General features: G+C 71.5%; 17 protein-coding genes. 7 read left to right on the top strand and 10 right to left on the bottom strand.

Going from position 1 to position 17231, the window contains the following annotated elements; genetic code table 11:
- Window positions 1-1233: a LamG domain-containing protein gene (locus tag EFA46_RS11295; protein WP_123077506.1), complete on the bottom strand. Its 1233-nt coding sequence runs from the start codon at window positions 1231-1233 to the stop codon at window positions 1-3.
- Between the two features lie 296 nt (window positions 1234-1529).
- Here EFA46_RS11295 and EFA46_RS11290 point away from each other — a divergent pair, with 296 nt between their 5' ends.
- The gene (locus EFA46_RS11290) at window positions 1530-2633 is read left to right on the top strand and encodes a GTP-binding protein (protein WP_123077504.1); all 1104 of its coding nucleotides are present in this window, start codon (window positions 1530-1532) and stop codon (window positions 2631-2633) included.
- On the opposite strand, the gene EFA46_RS11285 is transcribed toward EFA46_RS11290, so the two are convergent.
- On the bottom strand, window positions 2630-2782 hold the full coding sequence (locus EFA46_RS11285) for a hypothetical protein (RefSeq protein ID WP_176969881.1): 153 nt from the start codon (window positions 2780-2782) through the stop codon (window positions 2630-2632). The two genes, EFA46_RS11290 and EFA46_RS11285, sit on opposite strands and share 4 nt — an antisense overlap.
- 82 nt (window positions 2783-2864) lie before the next feature.
- Here EFA46_RS11285 and EFA46_RS11280 point away from each other — a divergent pair, with 82 nt between their 5' ends.
- A complete protein-coding gene (locus EFA46_RS11280) occupies window positions 2865-3119 on the top strand; it encodes a hypothetical protein (protein ID WP_123077502.1) in 255 nt (84 codons plus the stop codon).
- A gap of 57 nt (window positions 3120-3176) precedes the next feature.
- Here EFA46_RS11280 and EFA46_RS11275 read toward each other — a convergent pair whose 3' ends face one another.
- The gene (locus EFA46_RS11275; protein WP_123078404.1) at window positions 3177-4355 is read right to left on the bottom strand and encodes a glutathione-independent formaldehyde dehydrogenase; all 1179 of its coding nucleotides are present in this window, start codon (window positions 4353-4355) and stop codon (window positions 3177-3179) included.
- A gap of 131 nt (window positions 4356-4486) precedes the next feature.
- Here EFA46_RS11275 and EFA46_RS11270 point away from each other — a divergent pair, with 131 nt between their 5' ends.
- Window positions 4487-5485: a glycosyltransferase gene (locus EFA46_RS11270; protein WP_123077500.1), complete on the top strand. Its 999-nt coding sequence runs from the start codon at window positions 4487-4489 to the stop codon at window positions 5483-5485.
- A gap of 115 nt (window positions 5486-5600) precedes the next feature.
- Here EFA46_RS11270 and EFA46_RS11265 read toward each other — a convergent pair whose 3' ends face one another.
- The 5 genes from EFA46_RS11265 to EFA46_RS11245 form a co-directional block, all read right to left on the bottom strand.
- Window positions 5601-8504 (bottom strand): GAF domain-containing protein, encoded by a 2904-nt coding sequence (locus EFA46_RS11265; RefSeq protein ID WP_123077497.1) that lies wholly within the window; start codon window positions 8502-8504, stop codon window positions 5601-5603.
- Between the two features lie 70 nt (window positions 8505-8574).
- A complete protein-coding gene (locus EFA46_RS11260; RefSeq protein ID WP_123077495.1) occupies window positions 8575-9576 on the bottom strand; it encodes a DUF5305 family protein in 1002 nt (333 codons plus the stop codon).
- Window positions 9577-9582: 6 nt separating this feature from the next.
- Complete coding sequence (locus EFA46_RS11255; protein WP_123077493.1) at window positions 9583-10083, bottom strand: hypothetical protein; 501 nt, start codon at window positions 10081-10083, stop codon at window positions 9583-9585.
- A complete protein-coding gene (locus EFA46_RS11250; RefSeq protein WP_123077491.1) occupies window positions 10080-11084 on the bottom strand; it encodes a signal peptidase I in 1005 nt (334 codons plus the stop codon). The genes EFA46_RS11255 and EFA46_RS11250 overlap by 4 nt, the downstream gene beginning before the upstream one ends.
- Before the next feature lie 16 nt (window positions 11085-11100).
- Complete coding sequence (locus EFA46_RS11245; protein WP_123077489.1) at window positions 11101-11652, bottom strand: hypothetical protein; 552 nt, start codon at window positions 11650-11652, stop codon at window positions 11101-11103.
- A gap of 146 nt (window positions 11653-11798) precedes the next feature.
- Here EFA46_RS11245 and EFA46_RS11240 point away from each other — a divergent pair, with 146 nt between their 5' ends.
- Window positions 11799-12251 carry a hypothetical protein gene (locus EFA46_RS11240; RefSeq protein ID WP_123077487.1) on the top strand — a complete coding sequence of 151 codons (453 nt, stop codon included), beginning with the start codon at window positions 11799-11801 and terminating at the stop codon, window positions 12249-12251.
- On the opposite strand, the gene EFA46_RS11235 is transcribed toward EFA46_RS11240, so the two are convergent.
- Together EFA46_RS11235 and EFA46_RS11230 are read right to left on the bottom strand one after the other, a co-directional pair.
- Window positions 12223-13176 carry an oxidoreductase gene (locus tag EFA46_RS11235; protein WP_123077485.1) on the bottom strand — a complete coding sequence of 318 codons (954 nt, stop codon included), beginning with the start codon at window positions 13174-13176 and terminating at the stop codon, window positions 12223-12225. The two genes, EFA46_RS11240 and EFA46_RS11235, sit on opposite strands and share 29 nt — an antisense overlap.
- 60 nt (window positions 13177-13236) lie before the next feature.
- Window positions 13237-14163, bottom strand: coding sequence for a thiamine-phosphate synthase family protein (locus tag EFA46_RS11230; protein ID WP_123077483.1), 927 nt, complete (start codon window positions 14161-14163; stop codon window positions 13237-13239).
- A 112-nt stretch (window positions 14164-14275) separates the two neighbouring features.
- On the opposite strand from EFA46_RS11230, the gene tenA reads away from it, so the two are divergent.
- The 3 genes from tenA (at window position 14276) to EFA46_RS11215 (ending at window position 17186) form a co-directional block, all read left to right on the top strand.
- Window positions 14276-14941 (top strand): thiaminase II, encoded by a 666-nt coding sequence (tenA, locus tag EFA46_RS11225; RefSeq protein WP_123077481.1) that lies wholly within the window; start codon window positions 14276-14278, stop codon window positions 14939-14941.
- Complete coding sequence (locus EFA46_RS11220) at window positions 14938-15582, top strand: TenA family protein (RefSeq protein ID WP_255494117.1); 645 nt, start codon at window positions 14938-14940, stop codon at window positions 15580-15582. The genes tenA and EFA46_RS11220 overlap by 4 nt, the downstream gene beginning before the upstream one ends.
- 128 nt (window positions 15583-15710) lie before the next feature.
- Entirely contained in the window at window positions 15711-17186 is a 1476-nt protein-coding gene (locus EFA46_RS11215) for a sodium:proline symporter (protein WP_123077479.1), read from the top strand.
- Window positions 17187-17231: the final 45 nt, after the last annotated feature.

Genomic DNA, 17231 nt, shown 5'->3' with positions numbered 1-17231 from the left:
TTAGATGGTGCCGCCGTAGCCGTAGGCCCCGTAGCCCTGCTCGCCGTAGTCGTCCTCCGACGAACTCGTCGTGGTGGTCGGTTCGGACGTCGTCGTCGTCGTGGTCGGTTCGGACGTCGTCGTGGTGGCCGGTTCAGATGTCGTCGTTGTCGTCGTCGGCTCGGACGTCGTCGTCGTGGTCGAACCGCCGGACCCGCCGCCACCGGAGCCACTCGTCGTCGTGGTCGCTGTGGTCGTCGTCGTAGTCGACGTGGTCGTCGGTGCCGTCGTGGTCGCCGTCGTCGTGGTGGTCGGCACGGACGTCGTGGTCGTGGTGGGGTCGGACGTCGTGGTCGTCGTCGGCGTCTCGGGACTCGTCGTCGAGGTGCCGTCGTAGAGCGCTTTCACGGACGCGGCGGGGAGCGCGACGTCGTAGACCCGGACGTCGTCGATGGACCCGCCCATGTCGTAGACGTCGTTCCACTTGTTGTGGCCGCGCCCGAGGTAGAGCGGGCTGTCGTCGGGACGCACCGCGCCGGACTGACTCTCGTCGCGCCCCACCTCGACGCCGTCGTAGTAGCAAACGAGGGCGTCGCCGTCCCACGTCGCGAAGAGGTGGTGCCACTCGCCGTCGTGGGGGTCGAAGTCGGCCCACGGGTTGACGAACGCACGGCCGGAATCGACGCCGACGCGCGCGCGGAAGCTCCGCTCGGTCTGCACGTCGAGGACGTAGCCCGACCCCCACATGTGGTCGGTGGCCTTCTGGACGACCGTCTGCTCGACGTCCGAGGAGCGCGTGCGGAACCACCCGCCGAACGAGAGTTCGTCGGTCGGGACGAGCGCGGGGTCCGAGGGGACTCGTGCGTAGTGGCCGTCGCGGCGCCGGCAGTCCATGCTCCCCGCGCCGCGAACGCCGGGCTGGCCGAGTCGCGGTCGGCCCTCGGTCGTCCCGTGGTGGCCGCCGGCGACGTCGCGAACGGTGCGGCCGCCCTCCTCGTCGAGCGTCCAGCGCGCGACGGGCGCGGGGAGCGACACCGCGACCGACGCGTCACCGGTGACGTGCGCCAGTTCGACGGGGGTACCGCCGTAGCCGTACGCGATGCCACCGGTGTCGCCGCCCTCGCCGCCGAGGACGGACGCACAGCCGGCGAGCGGTGCGAGCGTGGACGCGCCGGCGAGTTTCACGAGGTCGCGACGCGAGAGCGGGAGGCCGTCACCGCCGTCGCCGTCGTCGGCTGGTCTTCGTTCACCCATCAGTCGTACTATAGACATCCGTCGAGATATACCTGTCTCTACGACAGGCAGTCGAACACTCAGCCTCACTCATTCGACGCAGTCGTCAGGAACGCAGAAGCGTGTCAGAAGCTCTAGAAAACCGTTTGAGTGGACATAGAGGGATATAGGTCGATAGAGATCGCGCTCGGAACCCCCCGAGATCCGCCGCCGACGGCGGGATGTTCTCGCCCCAGATAGTTCGACTATCGTCGAACCCTCGCTGGGAGTGTCGGCGGGCGAACCTTTTAGCGCGGGCGTGCGAAGCACGGGGCGTGATGACGGAGCCCATCCCGGTGACGGTCGTGAGCGGTACCCTCGGTGCGGGGAAGACGACGCTGGTCAATCACGTCCTCGCGAACCAGCGGGGCTACGAGGTGGCGGTTATCGTCAACGACATGGGCGACGTGAACGTCGACGCCGAACTCGTCGCCGACCGGAACGAGGAGACGGGCGTCGTCGACCTCTCGAACGGCTGTATCTGCTGTCGCCTCCAGGACGACCTGCTCACGGAGGCGAAGCGACTCGCCGAGGAGCGCGACTTCGACTACCTCCTCGTCGAGTCCTCTGGCATCAGCGAACCCGTCCCCGTCGCGCGCGTCTTCCTCGACGGCTCCGAGGACAGCGACGTCGACCCGACCGAGTTCTTCCGCCTCGACACGATGGCGACGGTCCTCGACAGCTACGGGTTCTGGAAGGAGTTCGACGCCGGCGCGACCCTCCCCGGGGACGCCGAGGCCGCGAGCGCGGACGAGCGGCCGCTCAGCGAGGTGCTCGTCGAGTCCGTCGAGTTCTGCGACGTCCTCCTGCTCAACAAGTGCGACATGGTGCCCGACGACGTCCTCGACGACGTCGAGGCGGTCGTGCGCGAACTCCAGCCGCGCGCCGACGTCGTCCGCACCACGCACGCCGACATCGACCCCGGACGCATCCTCGACACGGGGCGCTTCGACTTCGCGGCGGTGTCGCGCTCGCAGGGGTGGAAGCGCCACGCAGCCGACGCGGACGACGGCGGGCACGGGCACGCGCACGGCGACGGCGAGAGCGCGGCCGAGCGCCACGGCGTCACCTCGTTCGTCTACCGGAGCGAGCGCCCGTTCCACCCGGCGCGACTCGCCGCGTGGCTCGACGACCCCGACCCCGGCATCGTCCGCGCGAAGGGGTTCTGCCACGTCGCCGGCTCCGAGGACGTCCTCGGCGTCAGCCAAGCGGGGGCGGCCGTCCAAGCCGGCCCCATCGGCGCGTGGGAGGACGGCGACGACCGGGAGACGCGCCTCGTCTTCATCGGACAGGAGCTCGACGAAGCGCGTCTGCGCGAGGAGCTCGACGCGCTCCTGTGTGGGGACGACGAGGACGCCGAGACGTACCCGTTCCCGCTCTAGACGCCGAGTTCCTCGCGCAGGTCGTCCCAGGACTCCTGGAAGCCGTGCGTCGACGTCGACTCGCCGCCCATCGCCTCCTGATAGAGGTCGTCGTACTCGAGGAGCTGGCCCCAGCCCCCGTCGTAGACGGCGCTACAGTAGATGCACATGCGCGCTGGATACGCGACGTGACGACTTATCTGTTCGCCCGCGACCGGAGCGCTCTTCTCCGAGCGACGCCGAGAGCCGAGCATGACGGCGAACGCGGCGAGCGACGAGAACGTCGTGGTCGAGTGTCGCGACTGCGCGTTCCGCGAGGCGGTCCGGAACCTGGGGCGTGCGCGCGTCGCGCTCGACGACCACGAGACGGCGACCGGCCACGAGGCGGACTGGGAGATCCGGCACGTCGCGGCCGGCGTCGAGCGCGCCGGGGCCGACGCCGGCGTCTGCGGCGACGAGTCGTGTTCGAACCCGGAGACGCCGCTGCTCGACTATCGGGAGGAGTAGCGCGCGGACGGGACGGCGGAGCGGGCGCGTCGCGGCAAAAAACGGGACGGTCGGGGGCTAGGGTTCGAGGATGACCTTCGTGACACCTTCCTCGCGGTCGTCGAACTTCTGGTACATCTCGGGGGCGTCCGCGAGGGATTCGCGGTGCGAGACGACGAAGCTCGGTTCGGCGCGGCCGGCGACGATGAGGTCGCGCAGGTAGCGGTTGTAGGACTTCACGTCACACTGGCCGGTGGCGAGCGCTTGGCCCTTCTCGAAGAGCTTCCCGAAGTCGATGCCGAGGCGGCCGGCGGCCTCCATCTCGCTGATGGTCTCGGGCGCGCCGGGGTCCTCGGGGACGTAGAGGCCGATGATGCCGAGCTTCCCCTTCGGCTCGACGACGCGGATGAGCTGGTTGATGAGGACGCCCGGGTTCTCCTTCGTCGGGTCGTAGGGCTCGTCGTCGTCGCGGGCCTCGTCCGGTTCGACGGACTGGTAGCCGACGGCGTCGACGCCCTTGTTGACCTCGCCGCCGTTCGCGTCGATGATCTGCTCGACGGGGTTGCCCTCCTCGAAGTTGATGGGGGTGGCGTCGCAGTGCTCCTCGGCGAGGTCGAGGCGGCTCGGGACGCGGTCGACGACGTAGATCTCGGAGGCGCCCTTGATCTTCGCGCTGTAGGCGGCCATCAGGCCGACGGGGCCGGCGCCGAAGATGGCGACGGACTCGCCGGGCTGGAGGTCGGCGAGTTCGGTGCCGTGCCACCCGGTCGGGAAGATATCCGCGAGCATCGCGAAGTCGTCCTCGTGGCCCTCGTCCGGCAGTTTGAGGGCGTTGAAGTCCGCGTAGGGAACGCGCATCTTCTCGGCCTGTCCGCCCTGATAGGGCCCCATGCCGACGTAGCCGTAGGCGCCGCCGGCGGGGACGCCGCCGTCCGGGTTGACGTTCAGACAGAAGCCGGTCTTCCCCTGCTCGCAGTTCTTACAGTGCCCGCAGGCGACGTTGAACGGGATGGAGACGCGGTCGCCGACGTCGAGCGAGTCGACGCCCTCGCCGACTTCTTCGACGACCCCCATCGCCTCGTGGCCGAAGACGATGCCTTCGTCGGCGGCGGTTCGGCCCTCGTACATGTGCAGGTCGGACCCGCAGATGCACGTCGACGTGACGTCGATGACGACGTCCGTCGGGTTCTGTAGCTCCGGTTCCGGTACGTCCTCGACGGCGACTTCGTGTGCGCCCTTGTATACGACTCCTTTGATTGACATTGGTTAACTCCCATTAGTTGGTTCACTATCAATTACAATAAGCGCTAGGGCGGCGTTCGCCTCTCGGGAGGACGCGGTGCGCTCCCCCACAGTTATTCGCCGGAACGGCGTACGTACGGAGAGAGATGGCTCCCGACAGCGCGCGAGACGGCGTGGACGTCACCGTCGTCGTCGTCACGTACAACTCGGCGGGGACGGTTGCGGAGACGCTGGCGTCGCTCGCCGAACAGACCTATCCGGCGGAACGCTACGAGGTCGTGGTGGTCGACGGGGGGTCGACGGACGGGACCCGCGACGTCGTCGCGGGGTTCGACGCGACGCTGGTCGCGGCCGACGGCGCGGGCATCGGCGCGTGTCGCAATCGCGGCGTCGACCTCGCAGACGGCGACTACGTCGCGTTCACGGACTCGGACTGCCGGGTGCCTCCGACGTGGCTCGCGTCGCTCGTCGCGCGCATGGAGGAGTACGCCGAGGAGGAGTCGGTCGTCGGCGTCGGCGGCCCGAACGTCGCCTTCGAGGACGACCCGACGTTCGCGAAGGTGGTGGGGAGCCTGCAGCGCACGGTCTTCGGCTCCGGCGGGAGCCCGCAGTCCAAATCCATCGACGGCGAGCGTCTCGTGGAGTCCGTCGCCGCCTGCAACGTCCTCTATCGCCGGGAGGTGTTCGAGACGTACCGCTACGACGACGACGTGAACGTCGGCGAGGACGCCGACCTCCACTATCGCCTCGCGCGCGACGGCCATCGCTTCTGTTACGCGCCCGATATCGTCGTCCGCCATCACCTCACGCCGACACCGCGCGCGTTCGCTCGGAAGAGCCGCTCCTACGGGAGGGCGATGGCGCGCCTCCAGCGCCGCCACGGCGCGCTCGTCCGGTGGTACGCGCCGCTCCCGACGCTCGCGCTCCTCGTCGGGGGCGCGGCCGCCGCCCGCGACGCCCTGAAGGGCCCGAAGTACGTCCCGCTCCTCTGTCTCGCCTACCTCCCGGTCGCCGCGTCCGCGACGCGCGCCGTCTATCGGGAGCGCCGGACGCCGCTCGCGCTCCTCGTGCCGCTCCTCCTCCTGCTCCAGTACGCCGCGTACGGCGTCGGCTTCGCGGAAGGCCTGCTCGACACGACCACATAAACATACCAGGCAGTATTTCTGTTCAGTACTACTCTTCAGTAATACTGTTTGTCGCCGCCGAGGATTTCGCCGTCCGCGACGGCGACTGAGAAGGACCCGGTCGGTGGCCGGCGGTTCAGGCGGGGTCGCCGAGGACGTCGTCGAGGACGGCGGCGAGCGCCTTCCGGAGGTGCTGGTGGAAGGTCGGGCCGGAGACGCCGAGGTCGGACGCGACCTCCTCGCCGGTCCGCTGGCGCGGCCACTCGAAGTAGCCGTTGGCGTGGGCGGCGCGGAGCGTCTCGAGCTGGCGGTCCGTCAACACCTCACCGAGGTCGTGGCGGACGGGAGTCGCGGCGGTGTCGGGCGTCGCCCGCCGCGAGAGGTCGGCCGACGGGAGGTATTCCCGAACGGCGTCCGCGAACGCGCGGACGTCCGTGGACGGCCGCACGACGGTCGTCACGCTCCCGCCGTCGGGCGTCGCGTGGATGTGTCGGATGGTCGCGGCGCGGTCGGCGAACGCCTCGATGACCGGCGTGTTCGAGACGACGAACGCGAGCAGCGTCGTGTCGGCCGCCGAGCGAACGACGTCGGCGTCCGTGACGGTGACGCTCTGCTCGGCGGCGGCGAGGACGTCGTCGGCGCCGCCATCGACGGTCGCGTACACCAGCCACGCGTCGTCGTGGGGGGCGACCGCGTCGACGTCGAGCGTCCGGTCGGCGCGGCGCGCGAGCGCGAACAGCGGGTCGTCGACGTCGTCGAGCGCGAACTCGAGTTCGAGCGAGCCACCGGAGAGGAGCGTCTCGCTCCGTTCGACGGTGTCGAGGGCGTTCGCGATGTGCGCGGCGAGTTCGACGAGGACGTCGCGCTCCTCGCCGACGAACGCGTCGGGGACGCCCGCGTAGAGTTCGAGGACGCCGTAGTCGGTGTCGTTGTACCGAAGCGGGAGCGTTATCGCGCTCCTGAACCCGCGAGCCATCGCCTCGCGCCGGAGGTCCGCGACGGTGGGGTCACGGAGGACGTCCTCGACGACGACGGGCTCGCCAGATTCGACGGCGCGGCGAGCGCGGCTGTGCTCGGCGTCGCGTTCGATGACGTAGTCGAGGAAGGACTCGCCCTCGCCCGCCCACGCGGCGACGTCGACGTCGGGGTCGAGCGTCCCGATCCACGCGAGCGCGTAGCGGTCGTCGGCGGCGAGGTTCTCGCAGACGGCGCGGAGGACGCTTCCGCGCGAGTCCGCCTGCACGAGCGCGCCCATGATGTCGCGGATGACGCGGTTCAGTCGGTTGAGGCGCTGGAGGTCGCGGTTCCGTTCGCGGAGCTGGACCTCCGTCTCGCGCAGGTCGGCCTCGCGGGCGGCGCGTTCGAGCGCGCTCGTCGCGTTCGTCACGAGGAGGTCGGCGACGGCGGCGTCGCGCTCGCCGAACGAGGAGCGGTCGGGTGCGGCGGCGACGAAGACCCCGTCGTCGCCGAGCGGGGACGCCATCGCGCTTCGGGCGTCCGGCCACGGCGCGCGCTCGGCGTCGAGGTCGTGTTCGACGACGGTGTGCTGGTCGACGAAGGCCTCCCAGACGAGGCGGCCGCCGCCCGACGCGTCGACCGGCGGGACGTCGCCGTCGCCGGCGATGGGGCGGAGGCGGCCGTCGGCGTCGTCCCAGCGATAGACGGCGACACGGGGCGCGTCGAGGACGTCGTGGGCCGCCTCGACGGTGATGTCCGCGACTTCGTCGGGGTCGGAGGCGCGCGAGAAGTCGTCCGAGCGGGCGTGGAGGATGGCGAGCGCGCGTTCGCGGTCGCGGAGCGCGGCGGTGCGCTCGAGGCGGTCGAGGGCGGCCGTGGCGTTCGTCGCGAGGATGTCGGCGAGCGTCCACACGCGAGCGGGCGCGCTGCGTTCCTCGAGGCCGAAGACGAGGACGCCGTGCGACCCGAGCGGGACGTAGAGGGCGGCGTCGGCGAGTCCGCGCTCGCGGCCGTCGTCGATGTCGGCGACGGCGTGCTGTTCGGGCGTCCCCGAGTGGTAGACGCGGACGGCAGGGGTGTCCTCCGTGAGGTCGTAGTGGAACGGCGCGCTGTCGGCGATGTCGGCCGTCGCGGCGGCGGGAACGAGGCGCTCGGTCGCCTCCTCGACGAGGTAGACGACGCTGTGCGAGACGGGGACGACGTACTCGACGGCGTCGGTGACGGCGTCCACGACGGCGGTCCGGTCGTCGGCCTCGAGGAGTCGCGCGGCGGTGCGCTGGAGGCCCTCGAACGCCCGCTCGTAGCGCTCGCGCTCGGTGAGGTCACGGCCGATGCCGGCGATGCCGACGACGGAGCCGTCGTCGCCGTAGAGCGGGGCGGCGCTGAACTCGAAGGGCGTCGTCCCGCCGTCGTCGCCGTAGAGCGGGAGTCTGACCGTCACGGACTCGCCGTCGAGGACGGCGGCAATCGTGGCTTCGAGCGCGTCGTGATGCGTCGGTGGGACGACGTCGGCGGCGGTGAGTTCGGAGAGGTTGGCGTCGTCGTAGCCGGTGACGTCGCGGAGTTCGTCGCTCCAGTAGAGCGGCGTGCCGTCGGGCGAGGAGACGTAGATGACGTCGTCGAGCGCGCCGAGGACGGTGTCGACGAAGGAGAGGTACTCGTCGAGCACGGCGTCGCGGTGGTAGCGGCGGATGGCGTCGCTCGCGGTGTCGAGGAGGTGCTCGGCGAGCGCACCCATGCTGTCAGCGCCGTCCTTGCGGAGGTAGCTCGTGACGGACGCGTCGATGGCGTCGCTCGCGACGCGCTCGCTCCCCTCGGCCGTGAGGAGGACGAACGGGAGGCGCTCGTCGCGTGCGCGGACGGCGGCAAGGAGTTCGAGGCCGGTCCGCTCGGGCATCGAGTAGTCGCTCACGATGCAGTCGATTGCGTCGTCCTCGACGGCGGCGAGGGCGTCCGTGGGGTCGGTAGTCGTCGAGACGTCGACGCCGTCGTCGGCCGCGCGCTCGAGATGCGTCTGCAGGAGGTCGAGGAACGCCGGGTCGTCGTCGACGAGAAGGAGACGGTACGGGTCGGAGACGAGCATTCGGGTGCCCGACTAGAGCGAGCGGACGGGTATGCGTTGCGTGGTTTTCGAGCCGTGAGCGGCGGATCTCTCAGTCCTCTGTCGAGTCCGCACGCGGCGTGTACCGGTAGCGCGCGGCCGGCGTGAGGACGACGTAGTGGCCCGACTCGGCGTCGTGGACGACGCGCCCGTCGACGTCGATGGCGACGTCGACGAGGTCCTCGAGCGTCGCGACGTCGACAACGGTACCCGACGCGTCGGGCGGCACGCGCCCGGGCGAAATCCACGCGTCGTAGCGGTGTCGGTGCAGGTCCTCGGCGACGGCCGCGAGCGACGGGCGGTAGGCGCGATACCACGCGAGGACGCCGGCGGCGGTGAGCGCGAGCGCCACGCCGAGGCCGCCGAGCGCGGAGGGCGGGACGAGCCGTGCGGACGGCACGGGCACGGTCCGCGTTCGCGGCGTGTCGTGGTCGCGCGCGCTCGACGGCGTCGCGACGTCGTACCAGTCGCCGTGGAACGTGAGCGGCGCGCGCTCGGTGACCGTCCCGTCGTAGCCGGCGAGCGCGTAGGTCGCGTTCGCGCGGACGGCGACGCTCACCGTGCCGGCGCCGCCGACGTCCGCGCGGTAGGTGGCGAGGCGCTCGCGCACGCGCTCGGTGTCGATTGCGACCGGGGTGGCGAGCGCGCGCGTATCGGACGCGGTCCGCGTGGCGAGCGGGGCGCGGTGCGTCCAGAACGTCTCGCCGTCGCGCGTCGCGGAGTAGACGAGCGTGACGGTCTGCGTGACCGAGTCGAAGGTGGCGTTCGAGCTGGCTACCGTCGGCGTCACGCGGAGCGTCGGCGCCTCGCGCGGGACGACGGCGGGGTCGCGGAGGACGGTCCCGGTCGCGTAGAGCGACGTGTTCTCGGTGACGGTGGCGTTCGCGTCGAACGCGAGCGTGGCGCGCTGGGCGTTCTCGCTGTCGGTGACGTCGGTCGTGGGCGGATGCGTCGCCGTCCAGCCGGCAGCGCCGAACGCCGCGAGCGCGAGGACGCCGAGGACGAGCGCGACCTGCGGGCCGCGTTTCGCGAGGAGGTAGGTGAGTCGGAGCATGCGTATTCAGGTCGTGACGGTGGTCGAGCGGTTCGGTGCGGAGACGGTGACGCCGGTCCCGTCGGCGTCGACGTCGAAGGCGAGCGAGCTACCGTCACTCGCGGTCCCCTCGACGGCGACGTCGACGGTTTGGTTCGCGCCCGCCGCGAGGGTGACCGACGCGCTGTCGCCGACGGTCGCCCCGTCGACGACGAGGTCGGCGTCGTCCGCGGCGGCGGGTCGGAGCGCGACGGTGACGGTGACGGACTGACCGAGGTGGTTCGTGGCGGTGACGAGTCGGCTCGTCTCGTTCGCGGTGACGGCGTCGGCGACGTCGAGCGCGAGGAGGCCGTTCGCGTCGGAAGCGACGGGGACGGACGACCCGCGGTCGAGCGCGCCCGTCGTGTACGCGCCGCTCCCGGCGACGCCGTAGGCGAGCGCGCCGACGAGCGCGAGCGCGAGAAGGGCGACGAGCGTCGTGCGCGACCACCCGCCCGACCGGCTCCGTCGCCGGCGGCCGCGATTCACTCGAACCCCTCCACGAGGAGGCGGCGGAGCCGCGACCGGGACGCCCGCAGGCGCTCGCCGCCGTCGACGGCGAGGGCGACGAGCGCGAACAGCGGGGCGAACGCGAGTGCGGTGCAGGCGAACGCGGCGAGCAGCGGGTGGGTGGCGTCCAGTCGCGCGACGGTTCCGTGCGGGAGGACGGCGGGATAGCTCCGTACCGCGACTTCCGCGGGGACGGGACCGGGCGTCGCGGGTGCGCGAACGGTGCCGGTGACGGTGACGGCGGTGGCGTTCCGCGTCGTCTCGACGGCGTGCAGGCCGGTGGTGTGGACGACGCGGGTCGCCCACGGCTGGTCGGCGACGCCGACCGCGTAGGAGACGGTCTGTGCGGTGCCGACGGCGAGCGTCGAGGCGGAGCCGGTCGCCGTCGCGTCCTCGACGGCGAGGAACGTCTCGGAGTGCGACGCGCCGCCGAACGCGACGACCGCCGCAGTCCCGAGGAGGGCGGCGACGAGCAGGGGGTAGACGACGCTTCGCGCGCGCTCGGGTCGCTCGCTCACGGGGGCGTCGCGGCGCGCGCCGAGGAGGCCGGCGGCGGCGAGCGCACCGAGGAGGACGGCGGCGTTCTCGCGGGCGGCCCCGACGGCGCGCCCGAGGCCCGGGAGGAGAACGGGGTCGCCGTTCCACGTCAGCACCTCGCCGACGATGGCGTCGCGCGCCACGGGCGGGTAGCCGGCGCGCTGGTCGCTCACCGGGTTGTTGTCGCCGCGCGTGAGGTAGCCCTCGGACGTCTCGCCGACGACGCGGTGCGTCGTGTAGTCGCCGCGCGCGGCGCTCCAGAAGGTCACGATGTCGCCGGATTCGACGTCCCCGGCGGGGACGACGACGTAGCCGTCGCCGACGCCGATGGTGGGCTCCATGCTGTCCGAGTAGACGTACGACACCTGCACGGGCGCACCGGCGGGCGCGGCGACGAGCAGCGTCGAGAGCACGAGGACGGCGAGGACGGCGATGCGGAACAAGAACGGAGAGGGGTGCTTAGGCGTTGACCGTGACCGTGCCGGAGAGGTCGGAGCTGTTGTCGACGCCGGTGGTGTCGACGCTCACGGTGACGTAGTGGGTCTCGCCGGCGCTAACGGTGAACGGGGACGTGTCGCTGCTCTCGGTCGCGGTGGCGACCTGCGTGCCCGTGCTGTCGTAGACGGTGAACGTGAGGTTGTCAGCGTTGCTGTCGGGGTCGGTCGCCATCGCGTAGCCGAGCGTGAAGTCGTGGCTGGACGCGCCGTTGTTCGTGACGTTGAACGCGTACGTCGGCGGGGACGTCGTGCCGTCGCCGATGCTGAACGTGCTGTCGCCGTTGACGCCGGAGGCGTCGCTGTTCGCGAAGTCGATGGTGAGCTGGCCGTCGCTCCCGGTCCGGACGAGGTCGGTCGAGGCGTTCCCGGGACTGAGCGCGATCAGACCGGCGTCGTCAGCGACGACGTCCATCGTGGACGTCCGGTCGACGGACGCGGTCGTGAACGCGCTCGCGCCGACGGCGGACGCGACGACGACGATTCCGAGTGCGAGTGCAGCGATTTTGAGACGCATACAGACTGAACAGAGTGGACTCGGGCCGGAAAGGCCGCTGTCTATTCACTTACCCGCGTTCGCCGAGAGCCTAACTGAATAGGGTCGGGCGCCGACGGCGGTGTCGGGGAGACAGAGCTATGGGCCTGTGGTCGCTGGGTCGTGCCATGGCTGAACAGAGCACGTACCGACGCCTCGTCGGCATCTACGCGGAGGACGCGACGGCGACGGCGACGGGGGTCGTAATCGCACTCGTCGCGTTCTTCGCGATCCCGGTCGGGCCCATCGAGATACGACTACTGCTCGCGCTCGCGGTCGTCGGAACGCTGTTGAACCTCTTCGAGTTGCACGCGCCCGAGGAGCGAACGCGCGGGTTCACGGTCGCGTGGGTGCTCGCCGGCGGCGCCCTCACGGTCGCGTTGTTCGTCGTCGGCTTCCTGCTCGCCGCGCCGTTCGTCGAGGCGGTGTACGCCGGCCTCGCGTCGTTCCTCGTCACCTCCATCGGCCAGTACGTCGCGGTGGTGTCGACGAAGCCCATCTGGGGCGACGAGGAGGAGGAGGAGGAAGCGGAGCCACCGGGGTCAGAGTTACCTACGCAGGGGCGGGGAGGTCGTAGGTGACGCCGGTCAGTTCCTCGGAGACCGACCAGAGGCGCCGGGCGGTCGCGCGGTCGTAGGAGCGCTCGCTCGATTCCTGCGTGGTCGGGTGTCCGCGCATGTTCCGGAAGCCGCCGGGGCCGACGTACTCGCCGCCGTCGATACTCGGGTGGGTGGCGGCGTAGAGGAGCGGCCACGCGCCCCGCTCGGCGGACTGCGCGAGGAGGGCGTTCGCGGCCTCCATGAGGAGGAGGCGGAGGCGCGAGCCCTCGGCCTCGGGGCCGCGCCGCTGGAGGTTCGTCGCGGCGTAGCCGGGGTGGCAGGCGACGCTCGTGACGCTGGCGTTCGCGGCGCGCAGTCGCCGGTCGAGCTCGTACGCGAAGAGGACGTTCGCGAGTTTCGACTGCGCGTACGCGCCCCACTTCTCGTAGTCGGCCTCGCCCTGGAGGTCCTCGAAGTCGATGCGGCCGTTCTCGTGGACGCCGCTCGACTGCGTGACGACGCGGGACTCGCCCGTGGTCCGCCGGAGGACGGGGAGGAGGCCGGCGGTGAGCGCGAAGTGCCCGAGGTGGTTGACGCCGAACTGCGTCTCGAAGCCCTGCGCGGTCTCGGAGCGCGGAATCGCCATCACGCCCGCGTTGTTGCAGAGGACGTCGAGCGCGTCGAACTCGCTCCCGTACCAGTCGACGAACGCGCGCACGGAGTCGAGGTCCGCGAGGTCGAGTTCGCGGACGGTGAGCGACGCGCCCGGGTAGTCGGCCTCGACGTCGGCCTTCGCGTCGCGGCCGCGCTCGGTGCTCCGACACGCCATGACGACGTGCGCGCCGCTCGCGGCGAACGCCTCCGTCGCCTCGTAGCCGATACCGCTGTTCGCGCCGGTGACGACGACGGTCCGGCCGGCCTGTGCGGGCATCTCGGTCGGCGTCCACTCGGCTGACTCGTCGAACATGCGTTCAACTCGTGTTCCCAGCCGTATAACTCGTGTCGCCGCGGTGTGTGCCGCCGCGACTCACTCGGCCGCCGCGACGAGCGCGAGCGCGCGCGAGACGGCGTCGCGAGCGTCCGTGCCGAAGACGTAGCAGACGGGTTCGACGCCGTACGCGCCACGGTGGTAGGCGACGGCGGGGACGCCGTCCGCGAACGCGCGCCGGAGTTCCGCGTCGCGGCCGTCGTAGGCGGCGTCGAACTCGACGGGGTCGTCGCCTCGCTCGCGGGCGGCGTCGATGAGGGCGTCGCTCGTCGCGAGGTTGAGCGCGCCCCGTATCGTCGCGTCGCGCTCGTTCGCGACGAGGAGCGCGCCGGCGACGTGCTGGGACGCGCCGAAGGCGGGGTCCGAGGGGACGTCGATGCGCCCGCGAACGGTGTGGACGCGCCCGGGGACGGCGGCGACGTCCGCCTCCCCCGTGGGGTCGGGGAGGGCGCTCGCGACGTTCGTCCCGACGTTCGGGACGTGTGCGGCGGCGTCGGCGTCGGCGGCGAGCGTGCGGACGGCGACGCGGACGTCGCGGAGGCGCTCGCGTTCGCGCGCGGCGGCCGCGTCGGGTCCGCGCACGCAGAGGTCGCATTCGAGGCCGTCGAGCGCGGGCATCGCCTCCTCGTGGAGCGCGCAGACGGGACCCCGGTCGACGAACGACTGGAGGAGGGTCTCGATTTCGACGAGCGCGTCGTAGGCGTCGAGGTCGCCGTCGACCCAGCCGTCGGCGACGCGCGCCGCGGTCCGCCGGAGGCGCTCGTCGTCGGCGAGACGCTCCTCGACGTTCGCCTGCCCCGCGAGGTACTTGCTCACCGCGGCCTGCGTGATGCCGAGGAACGCGCCGATTTCGCGCTGAGCGCAGCCGCGTTCGGCGAGTTCGTGCGCGAGCGCGACGCGAACGGCGGGGACGAACGACTCGGCGACGATCTCGGCCGGGAGGCGGAGTCCGTCTCGCTGCTCCATCGGTGACTACTGCATCATACCACCCGAACATACCTCTGTCGGTGGCGCGGCGTCGCGGTTATAATCTAGTTATACAACAAGCTATTACCCGTGTCGCCACCCCCGTTAGCGCATGCCCATCAGCGACGACCTGCTCGACGCGGGAGAGGCGCTCTGGCGCGCACAGAAGACCCACCCGTTCGTCACCGAGCTGGCGGACGGCACGCTCGACGAGGCGGCGTTTCGCCACTGGGTCGAACAGGACTACCGCTACCTCCTCGACTACGCGCGGCTGTTCGCCGTCGCGGGCGCGCGAGCGCGCGACGAAGCCACGATGACGACGCTCGTGGGGATCTCGCACGACACGCTCGCCGAGGAGATGGACCTCCACCGCGAGTTCGCCGCCGACTACGGTATCGCGCGCGAGGAGCTCGAGTCGGTGACGAAGGCGCCGACGTGCGAGGCCTACACGGGCTTCCTGGTGCGCACGGCCTACGAGGGGTCACTCGCTGAGATCGCGGCCGCACTCTACCCGTGCGCGCAGGGCTACCTCGACGTCGCCGCGCACGCCGCCGAGCGCGCGACGGGCGAGCACCGATACACGCCGTGGCTCGAGGCGTACACGAGCGACGAGTTCCGGGCGGTCGTCGAGCGGATTCGCGACTTCGTCGACCGCTGTGGCGAGCGCTTCCCGGGCGAGCACGACGCGATGCGCGAGGCGTTCCTGACGAGCGCGCGACTCGAGTACCGGTTCTGGGAGATGGCGTACACGCGCGAGGGCTGGGAGGTGGACGCGTGAGCGACGGCGTCGAGGCGTTGCGCGACGCGAGCGCGTGGGACGCCGCCGTCCGCCACGAGTTCGTCGGCGGACTCGCGGACGGCACGCTCGACGCGGCGGTCTTTCGGGACTACCTCGAGCGGGACTACGCGTTCGTGGAGACGCTCGCGAGCCACGTCGGCCACGCGGTCGCGGACGCGCCGACGATGGCGGCGAAACGCCGCTTCTCCGAGTTCCTCGCGACCGTCGTCGGCCCTGAAGACGACTACTTCGAGCGGGCGTTCGACGCGCTCCCCGGGCCCGCGCTCGCCGACGCGGACCCGGACGCGGGCGACGTCGGCGCGGCGTTCGCCGACTGCTTCGCGCACGCCGCAGCGACCGGCGGCTACGCGGAGACGCTCGCCGTCCTCTGTCCCGTCGAGTGGGTCTACCTCGAGTGGGCGAGCGCGGTCGAGGACCCACCGGAGCCGTTCCACTACCGCCGGTGGGTGGAGATGCACGCGAACGCGGCGTTCCGCGAGTTCGTGACGTGGCTCCGCGCGGAACTGGAGCGCGAGCTCGAGCGGGTGTCCGCGCGTCGCGCGGCCCGCGTGGAGCGCCTCTTCGTGCGCGCGGTCGACCTCGAAGTCGCGTTCTTCGACGCCGCGCTCGCGGACTCATAACCTAGTTATACCACAACATTATATACCGGTGAGCGGCCACTGCGGGACGTGAGCGACCACGACACGCCGAGACAGGAATCGACGCCGGAGACGCATCGGGCGGTGAGTGCTGGAGCGGGGGCGCGCTGATGCTCGACGCGACGCTCACGCTCGCCGTCGCCGTCGTCGCGCTCGCCGCGACGAGCGCCGTCGGCGTCTGGTACGCCCGCCGTGGCGAGCGCTCCCTCGACGCGCTCCTCACCGCACGCGGGAGCGCGAGCGAGGGCACCACCGCCGCCTCCATCGTCGGCTCCGTCATGGGCGCGTGGATACTCCTCAGCCCCGCCGAAGCCGGCGCCGCCTACGGCGGCCTCACCGCCGTCCTCGGATACGCGCTCGGGAGCGCCGTCCCGCTCCTGCTCTTCGTCCCCGTCGCCCGACGCGTGCGCGCCGTCATGCCGGACGGCCACTCGCTCACCGAGTACGTCCGCGCGCGCTTCGGCACCGCGTTCTACTGCTTCGTCCTCGCCGTCTCCGTCTTCTACATGTTCGTCTTCCTCGCCGCCGAGATGACGGGCGTGACCGCCGCGCTCGCGCTCGTCGCCAGCGTTCCGCCGTGGGCGACCGCCGCCGTCATCGGTGGTTTCGTCCTCGCCTACACCGCCTACGGCGGCCTCGTCGCCAGCCTCGTCACCGACACCGTCCAGACCGCCGTCGCGCTCCCGCTCCTCGTCGCCGCCGCCGTCGGCGCGCTCTGGCAGGTCGGCGGGACGGGCGCCGTCCACGCCACCGTCGCGCGCGAGACCCCACAGCTCCTCACGCTCACCAACCCGGCGGCCGTCGCGTTCGGCTTCTACGTCGTCTTCGCCGTCCTCGGCGCGAACGTCCTCCACCAGGGGGTCTGGCAGCGCGTCTGGGCCGCCGAGAGTACGACGTCCGTCCGGCGCGCCTTCGGCGTGAGCGCCGTCGCCGTCGTCCCGCTGATACTCCTCGCGGGGCTCTTCGGCGTCGTCGCCGCCGCGCGCGGCCTCGTCGACGGCAACGCCGGCATCTCCTTCTTCCTCGTCGTCAACGACGTCTTCCCGCCGTGGCTCGCGCTCGGCGTCGTCGTCCTCGCCGTCCTCCTCGTCGCCAGCACCGCCGATACGGTGTTAAACGCCATCGCGAGCGTCGTCACCGTCGACCTCGCCGAGTTCAGCGACGCCGGCGTCGGCACGCTCACGCGCGTCGCGCGCGCCGTCACCGGCCTCGTCGCGCTCGCCGCCGTCGTCGTCGGCGCGCAGGGCTACGACGTCCTCACGCTGTTCTTCCTCGCCGACCTCCTCGGCGCCGCGACGTTCGCGCCGTTCGTCCTCGGCCTCTACCTCCCCTCGCTCGGCGAGCGCGGCGCGCTCGCCGCCTCCATCGGTGGACTCGCCGTCGGCCTCGCCTTCTTCCCCGGCGTCGCCGGCGTCCTCAGGGAACTCGGCCTCCCCGTCTCCCCCGACTTCTTCTGGGTCTTCGTCGGCTCCACCGCCGTCTCCGTCGCCGCGACGCTGCTCGCCGCCGCCGTCTCCGAGGGCGAGTACGACTTCCGCGCGCTCGGCGGCGTCGGCGCGCGCCTCACGGAGGTGAGCGAGCGGTGATCTCGGCGCTGGGGTTCGCCGCGCTCGTCTGGGGCTCCGTCGCGC

The sequence above is a fragment of the Halarchaeum sp. CBA1220 genome (assembly GCF_003721175.2).
GTDB lineage: Archaea > Halobacteriota > Halobacteria > Halobacteriales > Halobacteriaceae > Halarchaeum > Halarchaeum grantii.
This window is presented reverse-complemented; position numbering and strand designations above follow the sequence as displayed.

Excerpts from the sequence above, each read along its gene's own strand:
- EFA46_RS11295 (WP_123077506.1), bottom strand. The coding sequence starts at position 1,233 with ATGGGTGAACGAAGACCAGCCGACGACGGCGACGGCGGTGACGGCCTC.
- EFA46_RS11290 (WP_123077504.1), top strand. The coding sequence starts at position 1,530 with ATGACGGAGCCCATCCCGGTGACGGTCGTGAGCGGTACCCTCGGTGCG.
- EFA46_RS11285 (WP_176969881.1), bottom strand. The coding sequence starts at position 2,782 with ATGTGCATCTACTGTAGCGCCGTCTACGACGGGGGCTGGGGCCAGCTC.
- EFA46_RS11280 (WP_123077502.1), top strand. The coding sequence starts at position 2,865 with ATGACGGCGAACGCGGCGAGCGACGAGAACGTCGTGGTCGAGTGTCGC.
- EFA46_RS11270 (WP_123077500.1), top strand. The coding sequence starts at position 4,487 with ATGGCTCCCGACAGCGCGCGAGACGGCGTGGACGTCACCGTCGTCGTC.
- EFA46_RS11265 (WP_123077497.1), bottom strand. The coding sequence starts at position 8,504 with ATGCTCGTCTCCGACCCGTACCGTCTCCTTCTCGTCGACGACGACCCG.
- EFA46_RS11260 (WP_123077495.1), bottom strand. The coding sequence starts at position 9,576 with ATGCTCCGACTCACCTACCTCCTCGCGAAACGCGGCCCGCAGGTCGCG.
- EFA46_RS11245 (WP_123077489.1), bottom strand. The coding sequence starts at position 11,652 with ATGCGTCTCAAAATCGCTGCACTCGCACTCGGAATCGTCGTCGTCGCG.
- EFA46_RS11240 (WP_123077487.1), top strand. The coding sequence starts at position 11,799 with ATGGCTGAACAGAGCACGTACCGACGCCTCGTCGGCATCTACGCGGAG.
- EFA46_RS11235 (WP_123077485.1), bottom strand. The coding sequence starts at position 13,176 with ATGTTCGACGAGTCAGCCGAGTGGACGCCGACCGAGATGCCCGCACAG.
- EFA46_RS11230 (WP_123077483.1), bottom strand. The coding sequence starts at position 14,163 with ATGGAGCAGCGAGACGGACTCCGCCTCCCGGCCGAGATCGTCGCCGAG.
- tenA (WP_123077481.1), top strand. The coding sequence starts at position 14,276 with ATGCCCATCAGCGACGACCTGCTCGACGCGGGAGAGGCGCTCTGGCGC.
- EFA46_RS11215 (WP_123077479.1), top strand. The coding sequence starts at position 15,711 with ATGCTCGACGCGACGCTCACGCTCGCCGTCGCCGTCGTCGCGCTCGCC.